We start from the raw sequence: 20,406 nt of genomic DNA, 5'->3' as shown, positions 1-20,406 counted from the left end.
GTATACGAGGAATTATCTAGACAATTTTCGCCAAATTAATTCACACGGACCATGTGTAAAGTACTGACTATACACTTTACAAAAAAACAATTGAAAAACAAGCACAACAGCAATGACCAACCAATAATCTATGCGATCAAAATTAACTGCTGCGGTTGGGTATGCGACTTTAAAAAACAGGATAAATATGACTGTTTGCATTAGATATAACGTCAATGACATGCGTCCAGCCTGCTGTAGCAGCAACCAGTTACTGGGAGAGTTTTTAACTATTTTCACAATGATGTGGCAATAACAAATGGCCATGGCTAAAGCTGCCAGCCAATTAATCGGTTCTAAAATCGCGTACATAAATACGCTCTGATCCGAGTTTATCAGCAACCTCAGAGCCGTAAAACTTATCGCTGCAGCAGTAATCAACTTAAGCTGAGGGTGTGTTAAACCATGAACAAATACCCCTTGTTTATATAAATAAACACCCACCAGCATTAACCCTGCAGCCATCCACATTGTGATGAGTGGCACAGCAATAAGCATTATGATAAACATCAAAAAATTGCTGACGAATCCTGCAAAATAAGAAGAATAAGCTGCATCATACGCCATTAAAAAGCTCTCAGAGCTTCTCGTTACAGGGCTAAACTCTGGCTCTATAAAGGAGAGTAAAAATGAAATGAAGGCACCAAGAAGTAAAAACAGCATGCCCATACGCAGTATTTTTTCGTCATCTTGCTGGCTAAATTTAAGCGTTAACCAGCCTGCACAAGAATAAATAAACAAAATATCGCCAGCCCACAATAAAAAACCATGGGCAAGGCCTATAAAAGCCAAAACTTTTAGTCGCTTATGTTGCTTCTCGACGCTTTGCCAAAGCTGCCATTGAATAACTAAAGACGCACCAAATAACAAGCAAAAAAGGCTCCTAAAGCGCCCATCAATAAAAGCAGTATTAAAAATGTATATTAGTGAATCTGAAAATGGTGGCGTAGCACTTGGGGTATAATCGTACTCGAACACAGCAAAAGTGTAGATGTTCATAAACATCAAGCCGAGTACTGCAATACCCCGTAAAACATCCATATTTATATTGCGCATAAATCCCTTATAGGTTCTGTCTGCAGCTATCGCTCCAATTTACCGCATTTTCGTATATCTTGGGAAGGTCAGCACTTTCAATACTTAAATAGGCAACAGCCTGTTCAAGTGCCCACCAACTGCCAGTTTCGTAAGCTTTAACCGTTTCAAGTATGTAATAGAGGATATTTTTTTCTTGCATGAGAGCAGCATGAATTTCGTCAGGAAACGGCAATCGATCCAATAGCTTTTCCATTGGCTGATCTAAGATGGCATCGAGCAACGAAAACAGTCCCGTTAAAAATGCCTCACCTGATTGTTGCTTAGCAACACGCTGCGCAATAAGTTCACAAAATCGCGCTCTAACAACACAAAGCCGAGTAAGCTCAGCGGGTTTTGACTGGGCACTGTGGGCAGTAATAATTAGGCTAACAAACTTTTTCAGTCGTTCATGACCTAAATAGACAAGCGCTTGTTTTAGAGAGCCAATTTTGCTTTTAATAGGAAACACGCCGCTATTAATTAAGCGCAGCAATTTATAAGCAAGTGCGGTATCTAACGAGAACAAGCCCGCAATTTCACTTATATTTGGATCTGGGCGCATGACTTCAGCATAAATTGATAATACCAGCGCGTAGTTGTAATCAATATCGCGATGCTGAATCATTTTGGGTTTAGCAAAGAAATAACCTTGAAAGAAATCAAAGCCCATTTTATAGGCTTTGTCGTAATCATCGGCTGTTTCAAGCTTTTCTGCCAAAAGCTTTATTTTTTTATGTTTTTTAAGCTTATTTACAACAGGGGCAATTTCTTCAAAGGGTGTCTGCTGAACATCAAACTTGATAAGACGAATAAGTTTTAAAAAGCGATCCCACTCGGGTTGGTAAACAAAATCATCCAGTGCCAACTTATAGTTGTTATGAAAAAGCTCACGACAATATTCGTAATTTTCGTCAGTAGGCTCCATGGTTTCGAGTAACTCAATCACCACATCTTGAGTTGGCAAAAACGCGCAAAGGTCCAGCTTCAGAGACTCTGGACCTATATTAATTAACGCTTTTTTGCCCGACGTAATATGACGGGTACCTAAATTGAGCTGGTTTTCCATAATGAGTCGAGCTGTTGCTGTACTCTCAGACACATCAGGAAAACTATTCTGTAAACTATCTCTAAATAGTAGCTCATAGGCGACAACTTGTTGACGACGATTAAAGACCGCTTGCCTAGCAACAAATACAGCCACTTTACCTACTTTTTATATTTTATCTCACACTAAGTAATTAATAGCTGAAATTGACAAAAAAGTCACTTAATTACCATGAATCACGCATTTTTTATTGATATAAGCCTGATAAATAGCCTTCTGCAACGGATTGCCACGTAAAACGGGCATTTTTAGCCTGTTCACATATTGCACACCATTGCTCTGGTTGTGATTTCTTAAGCTCAAGCGCATCGCTAAAACTAGTAACAAGTTCGTAGCTTTGTGATGCTAAACTCTCACCATGGAAACTAAAACCACTCACATGATGCTCTACCGTATCACGCAAACCGCCTACACCATGTACTAAACATGGCTGACCTGCTCGCATCGCTAACATCTGACTGATACCACAGGGCTCAAACGAACTTGGCATTAAAAATAAATCGCCTAAGTGATACATGTATTCGCCAACAAAATGTGCGTACCCTTTTAAAAATAGCAGGTTTTCTTGACGAGCCATAACTGATGTCATAATTTGCTCAAGTTCAGCATCCCCTGAGCCTAAAATAATCATATAGCCGTTATGTTGTTTTAAGCGCTGACATAACTCATCTAACACCAGTCCTTTATCATAAGGCTGGCGAAGTAACAGTGCTTTTTGGTCCGTTAAACGACCCACACTGGTTACTAATGGCCCTGAAAACGGCTGAGTTTTAAATTTAAGTAAGCGTTGATGCGCGATGTAATAGCTTGAATCTAATACCGGGCTTTTTGCCATCCATTGAAATAACGCATTTTCGGCATGTTGATAAAGACTCGCGAAGCTAATGTCATCAAGCTTCATTCCTGGGTATTCGCAACCATTAAGAATGCCCACTACGCGGCCTTGTTCATAGGCTGCTTGCAAGTCAGCTTCAAGCCCTTCACCACCAAAAAAGCCCTTTTCAGCATCACTTGGACGCAATACTTCTTGGCAATAGGTTGGCGAAACGAGGTGTACTTTATCAACCAGATTAATTGCTGTACGCATTGGATTGAAGCAATCAAAATAACGCGGATCGCATAATCGTTCGCCGTTATAGCCTAAGCTTGGGAACCAGGCTTCTAGGCTTGAGCTATCCCCTTTAAAAGGTCGTATCCCTTGCAATGCAAGGTTATGAACAGTGTAGGCTAAAAATAAATGCGCTAGCTTTCTATAGCGGTTGTCTGTTTTAAGTAACAAAGCAACACAGGCACTATGCCAATCATGTAAGTGAACAACATCAGGAGTGCGAATAAGTCCTTGCAGCAGTGCCTCACAAACAGCAGCGTTGAAAAGCGCAAACTTACTTGCGTCTGTAGCAAACGGGCGACCTGGTTCATCATTACAATAAACAGCGCCGTTATGGCGGCTAAATTCCCAATGAGATATAAGCAGTTGCGTTACACCTTCATCACTCTTAGCAAGCTTCCACACATCCAGTTTTTGCATTTGACCTGCAAATGGTACATGCACTACACCTATGTGATGACGCTCTAAATAATCAAAGCCATAATCAGGGATCACTACATCAACACTAAGGCCTTTTTCAACTAACGCTTTAGGGCAATCTCTAACAACATCCGCTACACCACCGACTTTTGCATTCGGTAATGCATCATTCTCTGCAGCTACCATCAATACATGCATGCTTTGCAGTACTCCATAAAACTGTTATACCAATCCGCACTACCACTTAATTAACGAATTGGTATTATTCAAATATAAATAAGGGAGGGACATGCCCTCCCTTTTTCATTTAGCGTAATTGCTTAAGCAAGTCGTTTATTATCTTGCTCTTGTTGCTTTAACTTCTTTGCAAGTTCATTCAACATATCACGAGTTACCAATACAATCCCTTTTTTCGAAACTCTAAAGCCATTTTCTTTGTCGGCTTTGTGATCGTAACCAATTTCAAGACCCGCTGGGATCTCACAATTGCGGTCAATAATAGCACGCCTAATTCGGCAGTTTCGCTGTATTTTTGCACCAGGTAAAATCACAGACTCTTGAATTTCACAAAATGAATGTACATACACATTCGAGAACAATAGTGATTTTCTCACTAACGATCCTGAGATAATACAGCCACCCGATACCGTTGAATCAACTGCCATACCACGTCTATCATCATCATCAAAAATGAACTTAGCAGGTGGTAATTGCTCTTGATATGTCCAGATTGGCCATTTGGGATCATAAAGGTCAAGCTGAGGCTGTGGCATTACCAGCTCCATGTTGGCTTCCCAGAACGAATCAAGGGTACCTACATCGCGCCAGTAGGGCTGACCATCGGTGTTAGAGTCTCTAAACGGATAAGCAAACACGTTATGCTCTTCGATGATAGCAGGGATAATATCGTGACCGAAATCTCGGCCCGAGCCTTCCGTTTCAGCATCTTTTTTCAATTGTTCAAATAAGAATTCAGTATTGAAAATATAGTTACCCATTGATGCTAAGCAGGTGCCTGGCTTACCCGGCACAGAGGTTGGCGCAGCTGGTTTTTCATCAAAACGACGAACTCGATTACTTTCATCAACCGTCATTACACCAAATGTATCAGCAGCTTCCTCACAAGGTACTTCAATACAACATACTGTCATATCTGCACCTGTTTCAACGTGTTTTGCCAATAAACCGCCGTAATCCATACAGTAAACGTGGTCACCAGAGAGGATCATTACATACTTAGGCAGCTCATGACGGATAATATCCATATTCTGGAATACCGCATCGGCTGTGCCGCAGTACCATTCATCACCGTAACGCTGTGATGCTGGTAAGATCTCGACTGATTCGCCAAGTTCTTTCTTAAAGTGGCCCCATGCACGGTTTACGTGACGAATTAATGAGTGCGACTTATATTGAGTAGCAATACCAACACGACGAATACCTGAATTAATACAGTTCGACAGTGGAAAGTCGATAATTCGGTGTTTACCACCAAAATACACTGCTGGTTTAGCACGCCAGTCTGTTAATTCATGTAAACGCGAACCTCGCCCCCCTGCTAGGATAAGGGCATACGTTTCTCTGGTTAAACTACTTATGTATCGATTTGCATAACTTGGCATAACTCTCTCCGTCTTAAGCTAGCTGCTTTTCTTCTGTGTGTTTTGCTGTGCACTAGTATCCAGTAATGGCTCCAAATGCCAGATGTCGTCACTGTATTGACCAATGGTTCTATCGCTCGAAAACATGCCACTGGCTGCAGTATTCAAAATACTCATTTTGGTCCAGTGAGCAGTGTCTAAGTAGGCTTGTTCAACTTGCTCTTGCGCTTCTACAAAGCTGGCAAAATCATGAGCGACTAACCATGGATCGTGCGGGCTCTTAATCGCCGCGATAATGTCGTCAAATAAATTAGGCTCAAACAAGTTGAAGTGACCGCTCTCAAGTAATTGCATTACTTTATAGAGGCTGTCAGTTTGGTGAATAATCTGCTCAGGATTATAGTGCGCTTTGATATCATCAATTTGCTCTGCACGTGCACCAAATAAGAAGAAGTTGTCAGCACCCACTGCATCACGAATTTCGATGTTAGCGCCATCTAACGTACCTATAGTCAATGCGCCGTTCATCATGAACTTCATGTTACCTGTGCCAGATGCCTCTTTACCTGCTGTAGATATTTGCTCAGATAAGTCCGTCGCTGGGCAAATAGTCTCCATTGCTGTCACGTTGTAATTAGGTAAAAAAGCAACTCTTAAATACGGTTTAGCTAGCGGATCTTTGTTGATCACTTCTGCTACATTATTAATTAATTTAATAATTTTCTTCGCCATGTAGTAACCTGGTGCAGCTTTACCGCCCAATAGCACACAACGAGGAACAATGTCTGCTGTATCGCCTTGGCGAATACGGTCGTAAAGGTGAATAACGTGCAATACGTTTAAAAGCTGACGCTTATATTCATGAATACGTTTAACTTGCACGTCAAACATCATTTCGGCATCAAACTCTACACCACAACGGTTTTTCACTAATTCAACAAGGCGTTGCTTATTGCTGTGTTTTACAGCTTGCCATTGCTTATGGAATTTAGGGTCGTCATATAAACGGCGTAACTGGCTAACTTTACTAAAGTCAGCAACCCATTCATCGCCAATATGTTGATTAAGCAGTTTAGCCAACTCAGGGTTACAGTGTGCTAACCAGCGACGTGGTGTTACACCATTGGTTTTGTTGTTGAATTTTTTAGGCCAAAGCTGATAAAACTCATTGAATAAGCCCGCTTTAAGAAGCTCAGTGTGAAGTGCAGCCACACCATTCACCGAATAACTACCCACAATCGCTAAATACGCCATGCGGATTTGTGGCTCAGGGCCTTCTTCGATAAGTGACAACGCACGTTGCTTTTCAACATCACCAGGCCAAGCTAACGCCACTTCAGCTAAGAAACGCGCATTGATTTCGTAGATAATCTCTAAAATACGCGGTAATAATCGGGCAAATAAAGATACTGACCACTTCTCTAATGCTTCAGGAAGCAAAGTGTGGTTTGTATACGCCATCGTTTTAGTCGTGATAGACCAGGCTTCTTGCCAATCAAGCTCATACTCATCAACCAAAATACGCATTAGCTCTGCTACTGCAATACTTGGGTGTGTATCGTTTAATTGAAAAACATGGTAATCGGCAAAGTCAGAGAAGTCTTCGCCATGTTTGCTAACCCACGTATCAATGATGTCTTGTAAGCTCGCTGATGATAAGAAGTATTGCTGACGTAAACGCAGTTCTTTACCGTTCTCACTACTGTCATTCGGGTAAAGAACCATAGTGATTTGTTCAGCTAAGTTTTTACGCGCTACTGCTTCAGAGTAACTACCCGCATTGAATTCGCTTAAATCAAATTCGTCGGTGGCTTCTGATTTCCATAAACGTAAGGTATTAACGATATCGTTTTTATAGCCAGGAATTGGCACATCATAAGGCACAGCTAACACATCTTGAGAATCTAGCCATTGGCGGTGCTCACGACCGTATTTATCAGTATAGCTTTCAACATGACCAAAGAATTTTACGCGTTTTGATTGCTCTGGTGCACTCAGCTCCCACGGGTGCCCTTCACGTAACCAATTATCCGGTTGCTCAATTTGATGACCATTTTCAATCGCTTGATTAAACATGCCGTATTCATAACGAATACCATAGCCAATTACAGGTAATGCAAGACTTGCACAGCTATCTAAGAAACAGGCAGCTAAACGACCTAAGCCACCATTACCCAGACCTGCATCGTGCTCAGCCTCAGCAACTTGCTCAAGTTCAGTGCAGTATCCTTGTAACGCTTTAGCTACTTGCTCATCTAAGTCTAAGTTTAAAATCGCATTACCAAGGGCACGGCCCATTAAAAACTCAAGTGATAAGTAAGCTGTTTTACGGCGTTTTTGTTCATGAATTTGCTGTTTTGTCACACGGCAACGAGCAACTAATCGGTCACGAATAGTTAATGCTAATGCATGGTATAAATACAGTTGTGATTTACCCACTTTGTCACGCCCAAGGGTGTAATAAAAATGGCGTGATAAATCATCGTCTAAGGTACTTTCATCAACTGTAGGCGCATCCTGCCAGCCCTTAACAACACATACTTGATCGGCATTTTTAGCCATGATTTAGATCCTCTGAATTGGCGGTAAAAACCCAGCTGCTCATTGCAGCAATCTGGTGTTCCTTATCAACAAACTGTGTTGACATAGGATGAATGCTAGTCAGTGCTAACTGCCACTTACCTTTATCTAAACTTGGAAGTTGGCAAGTTACCGGCTCTGATCCTGCATTTAATATGATCAATAAAGCTTGATTTGTGTGCTTGTCTGTCAGGCTGTATATCAACACTTGACGATCGCCTTGATGCCAATCGTCTTGTTGCATATTGCTGCCTGATTCGGTGAACCACGCCACGTCATAACGCGGGTCATTATCGTGCACAAAAAAGCGATGTTTAAAAATGCTGAACTGCTTACGAATGCGCAGTACGTCATCAATGAATCGAGTTAGAGGATGGCTTAACTGTGAGTCTTTCCATGCTAACCAGCTTGTGCGATTGTTTTGACAATAGGCGTTGTTGTTACCACCTTGTGAGTGTGCCATTTCGCTTCCTAATGAAAGCATAGGCACGCCTTTAGAAAGTAACAAAGTTAACAGCATATTTTTTTGTTGTTGTAAGCGTAATTTGCTCACTTGTGGGTCATTGGTAAAGCCTTCGACACCACAATTGAATGAATGATTACCGCTGTGGCCATCACGATTTTGCTCACCATTGGCTTCGTTGTGTTTATGCTCGTAGCTGACTAAGTCTGCAAGCGTGAAGCCATCATGACTGGTGATGAAATTAATACTGTTAAGTGGCCCACGTAGGTTATGCTCAAACAAGTCGAACGACCCATGTAAGCGTTTTGCAAGCTCGCCAATTACGCCCTGCTCTTGTTTCCAAAAGCGTCTAATCGTATCGCGATATTTATCATTCCATTCACGCCAAGGCGCAGGGAAAGCCCCTAATTGGTAACCACCTGGGCCAATATCCCATGGCTCTGCAATGAGTTTAACTTGGCTGAGTACAGGGTCTTGATTAATCGCTTGGAAAAACGCATGTGCCTGATTAAAGCCATTTGGGTTACGCGCTAAAATGGTTGCTAAGTCAAAACGAAAGCCATCGACACCCATCACTTCAACCCAATAACGCAAGCTATCAAGTACCAGCTGTAAAGAGCGAGGCGAATCAATATTTACCGTGTTACCACAGCCGGTATCATTAATATAATGCTGTGGTTTATCAGCAATGGTGCGGTAGTATCCTAAGTTGTCTAAGCCACGTAGCGACAAGATAGGTCCATCGGTGCCCGCCTCTGCTGTGTGGTTATAAACCACATCGAGTATCACTTCGATATCTGCTTTGTGAAGCGCCGCGACCATTTCTTGAAACTCACTAATATCATCATTAACGAGATACTCTTTATGCGGCGTAAAGAAGTTAAGCGTGTTGTAGCCCCAGTAATTTTGTAAGCCTTTGGCTGTTAAAAACTGCTCGCTGATAAAAGCATGAACTGGTAATAACTCTAAGCAAGTCACACCAATAGTGCGTAGGTGTTCAATAAAGCTAGGGTGGCTTAAACCTAAAAACTTACCTTGTAACGATTTTGGAATTTCAGGGTGACGGCAGGTTGCACCAACCACATGACATTCATAAATAACCGTTTTTCCCCAGCAGTGATTCGGTTTTTTACCGCTGTAAGGTGCTAACTCACGGACTCGTGATTTTGGCATATCAATGGCATTGTTAACCTGACTTAACTTTCCTACAGGCATTTGCCCATAGTGACGTTCACTCCAAGTAAACTCACCATACAAATCTCGGGCATACGGGTCTAACAGCAGTTTGTGATTATTAAAAAAGAGTCCTTTTTCGGGTGCGTACTCACCATCAGCGCGAAAACCATACAAGGCGCCACTTTTCAGAGGGCTCACTTTTAGTGTCCAGATACCACCTTCATTCATATGCATCGCTAAGGTGAGAATTTCTGAATGACCACTGCTATCAAATAAGCACAATGACATATGTTGTGCTTGTGGCGCGTACACAGCAAAGTTCACGCCATTACCCACAACAGACGCACCCAACGGCGAGCTCACACCGACTTCGAGTTCGACACTATGACTCATCGTTCACCTTCTTAAGGTAAATTGTCGCAAGACCAGGCAAAGACACGCTAATGCTTTGATTAAAGCCATGGCTTTCTTTCGCTTGGCTTACAATGATTTGTTCAGCATGATTAGTTGCTGCAACGCCAGAGCCAAAATAGTCCGCCTTATCTGTATTCAAAATAACTTGATAAGCGCCAGCTTTTGGCACACCAATCACATAGTCGTGATACACCTGCGGCGTTAAGTTACAGATCACCACCACAAAGTCTTCAGCTTTTTTTGCATAGCGAATAAAGCTAAACATACTTTGTTCAGCATTATTGCTATCGAGCCACGCAAAACCCGCAGGGCTGGTATCTTGCTCGTATAAAGCTGGCGTACTGGTGTAAACAGCATTTAAATCTTTAATCGTTTGCTGCATGCCACTGTGGCTAATATGCTCAAGTAAATGCCAATCAAGCGATTGGTCGTGGTTCCACTCTTTACGCTGGGCGATTTCTGCACCCATAAACAATAACTTTTTACCTGGATGCGCCCACATAAAGGCATAGTATGCACGTAAGTTTGCAAACTTTTGCCAGTCGTCCCCTGGCATCTTTTCAATTAATGAGCCTTTGCCATGTACCACTTCATCGTGGCTAAGCGGTAAAATGTAGTTCTCACTGTAGGCGTAAACCATTGAAAACGTCATTTCATGGTGGTGATGCGAACGGTAAAGGGAATCGCGCTGCATATAATGCAAACTGTCGTTCATCCAACCCATGTTCCACTTATAACCAAAACCTAAACCATCATGGTCAACTTGGCGCGTAACACCCGGCCATGCTGTTGACTCTTCAGCCACCATCATAATGCCTGGGTTTTTCGCATAGCAGCGCATATTGACTTGTTTTAAACACTCAATGGCACCTAAGTTTTCTCGGCCACCGTACTGATTTGCAACCCACTGCCCTTCTTCACGGCTGTAATCTAAATAAAGCATTGAGGCAACCGCATCCACACGTAAGCCATCAATGCCAAATTCATGTAGCCAGTACATTGCATTCGCAATTAAAAAGCTACGAACCTCTGCGCGGTCATAATTGTAGATATAGGTATTCCAATCAGGGTGAAAGCCTTGTCTTACATCGGCATGTTCGTATAAGTGGGTGCCATCAAAACGATGTAAACCATGTGGATCACTTGGGAAATGACCAGGTACCCAGTCAAGAATAAGACCAATATCGGCTTCGTGACATTGCTCTACAAAGTAAACAAAATCTTCAAAGCTGCCATAGCGACTGGTCGGGGCAAATAATCCAACGGGTTGATAACCCCAAGAACCATCAAAAGGGTATTCACTAATTGGCATTAATTGCAGATGCGTAAAGCCGAGCTCTTTAGTGTAAGGAATAAGATTATCAGCAAGTTCACGCCATGTTAGATAGCGCTCACCGTTATCTCGTCTTTGCCAAGAACCCGCGTGCACTTCATAAATACTAACAGGTGCATTAACACTGTTTCGTTTCGCACGATTTGCTAACGCTTTTTCAGAAAGTTGAATTCCCGTTTTTAGCTTTTGCAGTACGGACGCCGTACCCGGTGCTTGTTGCATCTTAAACGCAAATGGATCGGCTTTATCAAGTACTTCTCCGCTCAAAGTGGTGATAGCAAATTTATAGCATTGATGCTCTTTAAGCCCTGGGATAAATAACTCCCATACCCCACTGGCAGGATGAAAACGCATAAAATGACGGTTACGCTGCCAATAGTTAAATTCACCAATAACAGATACACTGCTGGCATTCGGCGCCCATACAGTAAAACGAACACCATCAACGCCTTGTTGAGTGACAAAATGCGCACCAAAATGCTGATAGGCATGCTCTAAACTGCCTTCATTAAACAGATACATTGCCTGTTCATCTAAGCTGCTTTCAAAGCTGTACTCATCATATTGTTGATGATTAAATTCATCGCTATAACTGACATCTAGTTGGTAGTCAGGTTTCAATTTTGATTTGATATTAGCGATAAATAAATGACTATCACCTTGTTGCTGCGCAACGATTTTTTCTGTGCCAAGTAGAACCGAAACACTGCTTGCGCCAGGCAAAAAGCAACGAATTTCATAGCTTGAATCGCCACTTTTGTGCGCTCCAAGAAAACTGAAAGGATCTCTAAAACAACCACTGGCTAATGCATCAATTTGTTTTTGATAAATAACAGGTTGTGCACTTTGCTCTTGACGAACACGACTTCGCATTATTGATTCCTTATCGAAATTAAATTGGCTAACAATGTCTGTTGCGTTTTAATAATTTGCGCCGCTGGGCGCGACAATAAACGCCGCCAATTTGGGTACTCTTTGTCAGTACCGGGGATATTCACAGGCAGTATTTGCTGGTCTAAATCATCTATTTGAATAGTAAATAATTTTGCTGGTGCTGCCGCTAAAGAGGATGCCAACGCTTCATAAACTATAAAGGCATCTGTATCTAACGATAAATGCTGATTTGACTCTCGCGAGATAAAATTAAGCATGCGATGCTTTTCAATGTTTCGCGCATCGAATTGAGCCTGAGTTTGCGCTTCATCAAGCAAACCATATTGTTGTTTAATCGTAATATCATGACCAACCCACCAACCTTTGAAAGGTGGCACGTCATGGTTGGCTATCATTAAAAGACTATGGGGAGCAAAATGCTCAGCGGCTAAAAAGTCCCCTTGGTGATCTTTTTCAAAATAGAACAAGCCATTTGAATAGATTGCACTCGCTTTTAAAGCTTCACGTACTTCATTAGGTACCACGCCTAAATCTTCACCGATTACTACGCATTGATTAAGGTGAGACTCAATTTTAAGAACCGCTAATAATTGCTCAAATGGATAATAGACATAACAGCCATCTTGCTGGGCGTTATTTTCAAAACACCACCAAAGACGACGAATTGCCATTACATGGTCAATCCTAAGACCACCCACATCTTCCATATTGGCGCGGATAAGTGAACGATAAAAAGCAAAGTGGTCTTTACTTAGCTTTTGTGGATTGAGTGCCGGCAAGCCCCAATTCTGACCATGTTCAGCCCAAGGATCTGGCGGAGCTCCAACATGTGCATTATCTGCAAATAGCTCATTTTGGCTTTTGAACTCACTACCATCACCAGCACAGCCAACGGCTAAGTCATTAATAAGGCCAATTGCCATACCACTGTCTCGGGCAGCTTGCTGGCAGATATTTAATTGTAGGTGAGCTTGCCATTGTAAGTAGCTAGCATAATCACGGTCCCCGACCAACATGGTCGACAAGCTGTGTTTATGAGTTTCACAAAAACGAGCGAACTGCTGTTTTCGCTGTGCTGAAGCAAACTCACAAAAATGCTGATACAAGAGACTAAATACTTGATATTTGAAATCACTGACCGAAGTGTAATCAATATAAGGCGCACTATTGTGGGGCTTATCGGCCAATAATTTATCAAGTGCACTATTATTTTTGGCGTCTTCACATAATGACACTGCAATATACAGCGGGTTCAATAACGCTCGGCTATTTGGGCTGTAAGGACTTGCTCGCTCAGGGCTGTGTTCAAAGAGTAAATGCAGCGGGTTTAGTAACACATAATCCATGTTATGTGTTGCAGCTTCTGTAATTAGATTTGCTAAATCAGCAAAGTCACCAATTCCGAGCCCCTCTTCATTGCATAAGCTATAAAGCTGAATCGATAAGCCCAGACGCTTTTTATCATCAATAGAGAAGCACTCTTTTGGGGTAATCCATAACTGACTGTGGGATTGCTGATCTGCCACAGTAATGAGGGCATCATGATAACCAATTGGCATGTCAGGAACTGGTAAAGCAAGCTCAAGATAACGAATGCCGTTTAGACCATAATCACCCAGAACAGCTAAGTCCTGTAAGTTTTCACGCGTAAAGTGAATATCAAGCGAAGGCACGCTTAATGTACATGAACGTGACAATAAACGCTCATCAACGCGTACTTTCAAAATTGGGTGGTGTGCCTCAATAATACTTGTATGAGGCAACAAGTTCAGCCAAGTACCTGCATCTAATGCAAAATTAAGTTGTTTAATTGCATCTGCATTTTGGGTATCGATACCGCAACAACTAAGTGCCTGCCTACGTGTACTTTCATCGAAAATAACATGTTCGCCAGTGTACTTAGTATATTCATAGCCTATGCCGTGCAGGTAATATAACTGGGAAAGTGACTGCATTAAAACACCTAAGCGCGTTGGGTATTAACAATGCTGTTATCAGTACCAAAACCGTTTGGAATATAACCATCAGCTTGGTGATCGTTATCCCATGTTTCGCCATTGATTAAGTAGCGGAAGTGAAATTCTTGATCAAGCGGTAAGCGCTGTTTGCATTTGAATACTTGTTCTTTTTTATTGAACTTCATTGGCACGGGTTGCCAATCTGTGAACTCTGCAACTAATTGTACGTCATCAGCGTCAGGGTGTTGGAATTCAAAGGTAACTTCTGTTTCGTCTTTAGTTTTAAAAAAACGTTTACTTAGCATAGTGGGCTCCAATTCAACCAATTGGTAAATTAATCCTTGCCACAGTACCGCATTGACGACTCATTCAGCGGAAGCTGTGCGTTCCAGGTCTCTAAACTTGCTTACTAAAACATCAAGTTCACTGTTAGTAAATCAAACCTATATTTACGCATTATGACAGTGCAGCTGTTTGTTTTTCGCACCACCATAGTGCACAAAACATACAAAAACTACAATAATCATATTGCTATATTATTACGAGCAATAACTGAACCAAGTTGATAATAAAATATACTTTATTTTCAGTACCTTTTTTATCAACTCACATCGCAACTTATAAAAAAAATAGATAACAATTTAGGTTGGGTAAAGTGAATAAAATTGAAGTGGAGAATTAGAGCAATCACACTAAAAGAAACACGACTTCGTTCGTCAAAAACACATTATCGATAATTTACAAAAACAAACTAAAGCATTTACATCATATAGCCTTGCCAAATAGATTAACGAACCCTATGAAAATAAAATATTTATTGTTCTGACTAATTATTAATTTTTTATCACACATTAACTTATAAAACACAACGCATATTTAGTTCTATAAACTAATCGTTAATTCAGCACTACCCAATTAACGTTTTTAAAAACTATCCCAGCGCATATGCAAACACAATAAGTAGAAAAGCGTAAATTCAAACAGGTTAGCCATCCATAAAAGCATTGACAGTGCTGCTTTCCAGCTTTTCTATCGCCACTTTTTCTGACCTTGTAACTTGCTATTCAGAAATCTGATTCGAATAAAACTCGCAATCCTTTTTGAAAAGTGACATATAACATTTAAAAATTTACAGATGGGTGAAGAAATAATTAATTCAACACACAAGAATTTGAAAGAATAAAACGTAGACAATGTAATTAATTTTTATTTAGCAGAACACTAACCATAGATATTATCAGTATGAAAATTTATCAGCGTTTTTGTCAGTACTAGAGAAAAAGATTACTTAATGAATGGCAACAATGCAGTATAAAAGTAAGGTCTTATAAAAATTATATAAGAAAAACATTTTAGAGCATTAACACTAATTACTATGAATTTTCACATTCTGTACTCATCCATGCCCAAAGTATGAGAAAGGTTTTGTCTAATCTAGATGCACACAATATACTCGGTGTATTAACTGGTGAGGTTTTATTGTAAAACAAAAACACCACAATGGTAGTAATGTATGGCCAATGCTCTTCGAACTTTATCAATAAGTATTATAACTTTAATAGCTTTTATATATGGCTTAAATATCTTCTTGACTAAACAAGTCAATGATCTGATGTACGCGCCAAAAGGCTTAGAACTACATACCTTCCAAGGTACTGATGTTACTGTGGTAGCGGCACCTTGGTATAACCTTGTATTAAGTGGCCAGCATTTAATCTACGACAATAACATTTCTTATATTGTTATAAACACAACAACTGAGTCAGTCGTCACCGCGATGACTTCAGAACTTATACTCACTACATTATTCTCACCAGTCAACATTATCATTTTAATCTTGTTAGCATTAGCAGTCAGTTGGTTAGTTAACTTAAGATTCCAAAACAACCATGAGAAATACGCAATCAAAATGCTTAACACTAAGGCAATTGAATTACTCAACAGCCTAAATTTAGCCACAGACTCGGACCTAACAAAGCATACGCAACTTGATCAGTTACAAAATAACTTTCAGACACTTACTACCCATATCACTAATTACACGCGTGAATCTGAAGTCAGTATTTATCAAGATAAGTTAACCCACCTTATTGACCGACATGCCTATATAGAACACCTAGCAAAACAATTAAGACTCGCTGAAATGGATAAGTTCAGCTGTGCTTTACTATTTATAGATTTAGACGGGTTCAAACAGGTGAATGACTCATTTGGTCACAGTTTTGGTGATGATGTGTTAATTCAAGTAGCAACACGCTTGAGCAGTGTTTTACGACACCATAAGATAAGTAACATTTCACCCATTAGCCAATTAGAGCAAAATCTAGCACGTCTTGGTGGAGATGAGTTTTCTATTTTCATTAACTTAAAAGACGATAAAGAGAAAGCATTAGAAGTCGCACAAAATGTATTACACGAAATTGAACGAGACTTTGTATTAGGGAATAAGTTAATAAAAATTAGCGCCAGCATAGGTATTGCTGTTTACCCTGATAGCGCATCCACTCCACAAGCATTACTGCAAATGGCTGATGTAGCAATGTATCGAGCAAAAACAGATGGTCGTGGAATTTTTAAGGTGTATTCACCCGAAATGGGCAAAAAAATTCGCCGCTATCATTACTTGCTAGAAGAAATGCGTCTTGCTATTGCTAGCAGCAGTTTTCATTTGTCTTTTCAACCTATTGTACATGTAGATGACTGCGCCATTGATTATTTTGAAGCATTGGTTCGCTGGGATCATCCTGTTGAAGGCTCAATTACGCCTGACGAGTTTATCCCCATTGCTGAAGAATCTAATCTGATATTAGAACTTGGTGATTGGATCATGTTGGAATCATGTCGGCAAATGTCCGCTTGGTATAATGCAGGGATGAAAAAAGTGTCTATTTCTGTGAATATATCTGGCGTGCAGTTAAAGCATTACGATATTTATGAGTGGGTCATGGAAAAGCTTGCTAAAACGGGGCTGCCTGCAAAAGCACTAATGCTTGAAATTACCGAATCAACGTTAATCAAAGCAAGTAATAAAATCATTCAATCATTAGAAAAGCTTCGAGGTGAAGGGATCACTATAGCAATCGATGATTTTGGCACAGGTTTTAGCTCGCTAAGCACCCTTGCAGATTTGCCCATCGATGTAATCAAACTAGATAAACTGTTTGTAGCACAGGCTAACGATAATCTTAAATATAATGAAATCATGCACTCAGTCAGTGAGCTGGGCCGTAAACTCGGATTAAAAGTGGTGGCTGAAGGAGTAGAAGAACTCGCCCAATTCGAGCTTGTAAAATCGATGGGCATTAACAGTGTTCAAGGCTACCTAGTGAGCCACCCTGAATCGTCTGTTAATGTTGGGCATAAAGTGTTGCAAGATAACATTAACTTTATGTCTGTCACTGGAACAGGGGTTTGGAATATACAGCAACCGCTTTAGTAAGTTATACTGAACACATTATTCAAAGCCATTCCCTTGTTAATGTTAAAAAAAAGCTTACTTACGGTTTTTATCTTGTCAGTCACCATTATTGGATTACTGGTTGGCTCTTCTATTTATACTCTTTATAGTAAAAAACGTTTAACTGTAGACCCTAAACTTAGAGAAATCTCAGGGATTGAATTTGATAAATTTAATCGACTTTGGGCTATTAACGACAGTGGCGACGAGCCAAAACTTTACCGCCTTAATGAAGATGGCTCTATAGCGAAAGAAATTTTAGTTACCAATGCTAAAAACATTGACTGGGAAGACATGACACAAAACAAATTTGGTCACTTTTTCTTGGGCGACTTTGGCAATAATAAAAACGACAGAAAATGGTTAACTATTTATAAAATCGAAAACCCAATCGATATTAAGGGCGACACAACAGAAGCAGAGATAATCAAGTTTACTTATCCTGAAATGGACGGCAGCCCAATTCAACCGGATCAACGTAACTTTGATTTGGAGGCCTTTGTAGCGCTTGGCCGACATCTCTATTTATTTACCAAAAATCGTACTGAACCATTTGATGGCATTACAAAAGTATATAAAGTCGGCGATCATGCAGCGAACTTTGATGCACAATTAATAGATTCATTTCAAACTTGCACCACAATGGAAAAACTTTGTTGGATCACTTCTGCGGCTCTAAGCCCTGATAGAACCAAGTTAGTTCTACTCGATTCCACCAGCATTTGGTTATTTGAAAACTTTCGGGGTGATAAGTTTTTTTCTGGTGATGTATCTCGTATTGATCTCGGGATCGTAACGCAAAAAGAAGCCATCACTTTTTACGATGACAACACGATTGTCTTTACAGACGAAGAATTTAAAGGTATTGGTGGTAATGCCTATGTCATTAAGCTCGATGAAGTAGAAAAGAAAGTTATTCGCAAAGTGCCCAAAGCGAATCAATAACCAAACACATTATTTAGAGAGCGCTTTTTCGATGTCTACACCTAAAATCAGCACCCCCATGTGCTGATTTTTCTCATCAAAGATAGGCACGCTAAACTGCACCTGAAAGTGTTTGGTAGATTCATCAAATTCCACAGTATCAATGTAGTAATCGTCATCTTGCTGATACATATTTAAAAATTTAGCTTCATCACCCTGCCAATAGTCAGTGGTGACTTCACTAATAATGACATTTTTACCTTGTTTATCAGTGACGATTATCTCTGTAATAACACCTTGCATTTGCTTTTGCCATACTTGTAAGAATTGTGAACCTTCAAGTTTTAGATAGCGCTCTGCAAGTATCGGTGTATTGTCACGAACTTGTTGTGCCCACTGATTATCAAGCTGATCGAGGTCTTGCTGCGCGAGCGGTTGCCGATTACTTTTCATTACCGCTTGTTGTACATTGTCTGTATTCGCTAATTGCTTTATTTGCTCTAAAAGCACATTCACTAAGGTTAGTTTTTCAATCTTTGACAATACAAAGGGACTTTGAGAACAGCTACTTATATGACTGTTAAAGGCATTTAAAAAGTCAGGGAATTCCTTGAGCGTTTTATTTGCTGCAAATAAACCCAATGGAACATATCGGTAGAATGTTTGTGTATATTCATCAGGCTTTATTTGTAACTGCACAGCATTGAACTCAAACTCTTCTAAATCAAGCAAGATTCTATCTACCCGCTGCTTTTTGAACACTTTGATAAGCTCTTGTGTGGTGTTAACTTCGACTTCGATTTTCCGATTAGATAGTTGATACCAATCGGCCTGATGACTCCCTCTTACGACGCCATAACGCAAATCGTGTTCAGCTATTGAAGCCGAATCTGCATGGGTAAACCAGTACCAGTTTTCTAAAAACATCGGGGCAGAAAGCTCACCATACTCTTGCATTTGCGATAACAGGTTTGCGGTAAAGTAACCATCTAGCCGATCTAGCTGCACTTCCCTTTTAACCCTTAACCAAGGTAGTTTCTGTAACTTAAATGGCACATTGATTTGCTTAAAAATACATTCAACATGATTAATTGCATTATGTGGTGCGTTAATTGGCAGGTTAGTACCTAACTGAAAAGGCTGAGCCACAGTGAGCGAAAGCAATAATGAAGCAAGCATCGACATAAGCCTAAATAACTAACAAACTAAAGTCATTATAGACAATAGAGTCAGATTTACCTGATAAAGGGTTAACGCTTAAACTTTGTCTCTAAAATCACTGACGACGTTGTTCGCTCAACGCCATCTAAGTTACCAATGTCATCTAATAGGTGGCTTAACTTTTCAAGGTTTTGCGCTTGCACAACGGCAATCAAATCAAATTCACCGCTAATTGCGTAGAGCTGTGAAATAGCATCAATCTGCTTTAGTTCAAGATTCGTTTTGGTGGTTAGTTTTTGTTTCACTTTAATCGAAACATGCGCCGATACCATTTGGCTCAAATAGGCATCACCATAGTCTACGCTATAGCCTTTGATCACACCTGTTTCTTCTAATTTCAACATTCGGCTTTGAACTGTTGAGCGCGATAAATTTAGCGCTCTCGCTAGGTCAGAAATACTCGCACGCGCATTGGTTCTTAAGATAGCTAATAGTTTTTCATCTTGAGAAGTTATCACTTTGACTACTCTTTTCGTTAATTTGCATTTTATTTTAGTCATTTTTCACAAAATAGCACTGCAAATTTAAGTTCCTAACCCAGATAATAAGAAAAATAGATAAGAAAAATAATCTCATCGTGCTTAATTAGGCAGGAACGGCTTAACTGACCTATTTTTTGCAATTTAACTTTTTCAT

13 protein-coding genes are annotated in these 20,406 nt (G+C 40.4%); 2 read left to right on the top strand and 11 right to left on the bottom strand.

Going from position 1 to position 20,406, the window contains the following annotated elements; genetic code table 11:
• Window positions 1–12 precede the first annotated feature (12 nt).
• From C2M25_RS18510 to C2M25_RS18470, 9 genes are all read right to left on the bottom strand, one after another.
• Window positions 13–1,095, bottom strand: coding sequence for a DUF418 domain-containing protein (locus C2M25_RS18510; RefSeq protein ID WP_082874131.1), 1,083 nt, complete (start codon window positions 1,093–1,095; stop codon window positions 13–15).
• A gap of 7 nt (window positions 1,096–1,102) precedes the next feature.
• Window positions 1,103–2,317, bottom strand: a complete 1,215-nt coding sequence (locus tag C2M25_RS18505) for an EAL and HDOD domain-containing protein (protein WP_063707588.1) — start codon at window positions 2,315–2,317, stop codon at window positions 1,103–1,105.
• A 91-nt stretch (window positions 2,318–2,408) separates the two neighbouring features.
• Window positions 2,409–3,947 carry a glycogen synthase gene (locus tag C2M25_RS18500; RefSeq protein WP_105181827.1) on the bottom strand — a complete coding sequence of 513 codons (1,539 nt, stop codon included), beginning with the start codon at window positions 3,945–3,947 and terminating at the stop codon, window positions 2,409–2,411.
• Window positions 3,948–4,069: 122 nt separating this feature from the next.
• Window positions 4,070–5,371: a glucose-1-phosphate adenylyltransferase gene (glgC, locus tag C2M25_RS18495; RefSeq protein ID WP_105181826.1), complete on the bottom strand. Its 1,302-nt coding sequence runs from the start codon at window positions 5,369–5,371 to the stop codon at window positions 4,070–4,072.
• An 18-nt stretch (window positions 5,372–5,389) separates the two neighbouring features.
• Window positions 5,390–7,912: a glycogen/starch/alpha-glucan phosphorylase gene (locus C2M25_RS18490; RefSeq protein WP_105181825.1), complete on the bottom strand. Its 2,523-nt coding sequence runs from the start codon at window positions 7,910–7,912 to the stop codon at window positions 5,390–5,392.
• Window positions 7,905–9,962: a glycogen debranching protein GlgX gene (gene glgX / locus C2M25_RS18485; protein WP_105181824.1), complete on the bottom strand. Its 2,058-nt coding sequence runs from the start codon at window positions 9,960–9,962 to the stop codon at window positions 7,905–7,907. The genes C2M25_RS18490 and glgX overlap by 8 nt, the downstream gene beginning before the upstream one ends.
• A complete protein-coding gene (gene glgB, locus C2M25_RS18480) occupies window positions 9,952–12,189 on the bottom strand; it encodes a 1,4-alpha-glucan branching protein GlgB (protein WP_105173540.1) in 2,238 nt (745 codons plus the stop codon). The genes glgX and glgB overlap by 11 nt, the downstream gene beginning before the upstream one ends.
• The gene (gene malQ / locus C2M25_RS18475; protein WP_105181823.1) at window positions 12,189–14,165 is read right to left on the bottom strand and encodes a 4-alpha-glucanotransferase; all 1,977 of its coding nucleotides are present in this window, start codon (window positions 14,163–14,165) and stop codon (window positions 12,189–12,191) included. Before malQ ends, glgB begins: the two co-directional genes overlap by 1 nt.
• Before the next feature lie 8 nt (window positions 14,166–14,173).
• Window positions 14,174–14,473: an isoamylase early set domain-containing protein gene (locus C2M25_RS18470; RefSeq protein ID WP_054562386.1), complete on the bottom strand. Its 300-nt coding sequence runs from the start codon at window positions 14,471–14,473 to the stop codon at window positions 14,174–14,176.
• A 1,208-nt stretch (window positions 14,474–15,681) separates the two neighbouring features.
• Between C2M25_RS18470 and C2M25_RS18465 the strand changes: the two genes are divergently transcribed.
• Window positions 15,682–17,604 (top strand): putative bifunctional diguanylate cyclase/phosphodiesterase, encoded by a 1,923-nt coding sequence (locus tag C2M25_RS18465; protein ID WP_105181822.1) that lies wholly within the window; start codon window positions 15,682–15,684, stop codon window positions 17,602–17,604.
• A 42-nt stretch (window positions 17,605–17,646) separates the two neighbouring features.
• Window positions 17,647–18,570, top strand: a complete 924-nt coding sequence (locus C2M25_RS18460; protein ID WP_105181821.1) for a hypothetical protein — start codon at window positions 17,647–17,649, stop codon at window positions 18,568–18,570.
• Window positions 18,571–18,579: 9 nt separating this feature from the next.
• Here C2M25_RS18460 and C2M25_RS18455 read toward each other — a convergent pair whose 3' ends face one another.
• Window positions 18,580–19,728, bottom strand: coding sequence for a transporter substrate-binding domain-containing protein (locus C2M25_RS18455; protein ID WP_105181820.1), 1,149 nt, complete (start codon window positions 19,726–19,728; stop codon window positions 18,580–18,582).
• 71 nt (window positions 19,729–19,799) lie between these two features.
• Window positions 19,800–20,228, bottom strand: coding sequence for an Lrp/AsnC family transcriptional regulator (locus tag C2M25_RS18450; protein WP_054554593.1), 429 nt, complete (start codon window positions 20,226–20,228; stop codon window positions 19,800–19,802).
• Window positions 20,229–20,406: the final 178 nt, after the last annotated feature.

It is taken from the genome of Pseudoalteromonas sp. T1lg21 (genome assembly GCF_002964625.1).
GTDB classification, from domain to species: Bacteria; Pseudomonadota; Gammaproteobacteria; order Enterobacterales; family Alteromonadaceae; genus Pseudoalteromonas; species Pseudoalteromonas gelatinilytica.
Note: the sequence above shows the minus strand (reverse complement) of the source record. Positions and strands in the feature narration are given on the sequence as shown.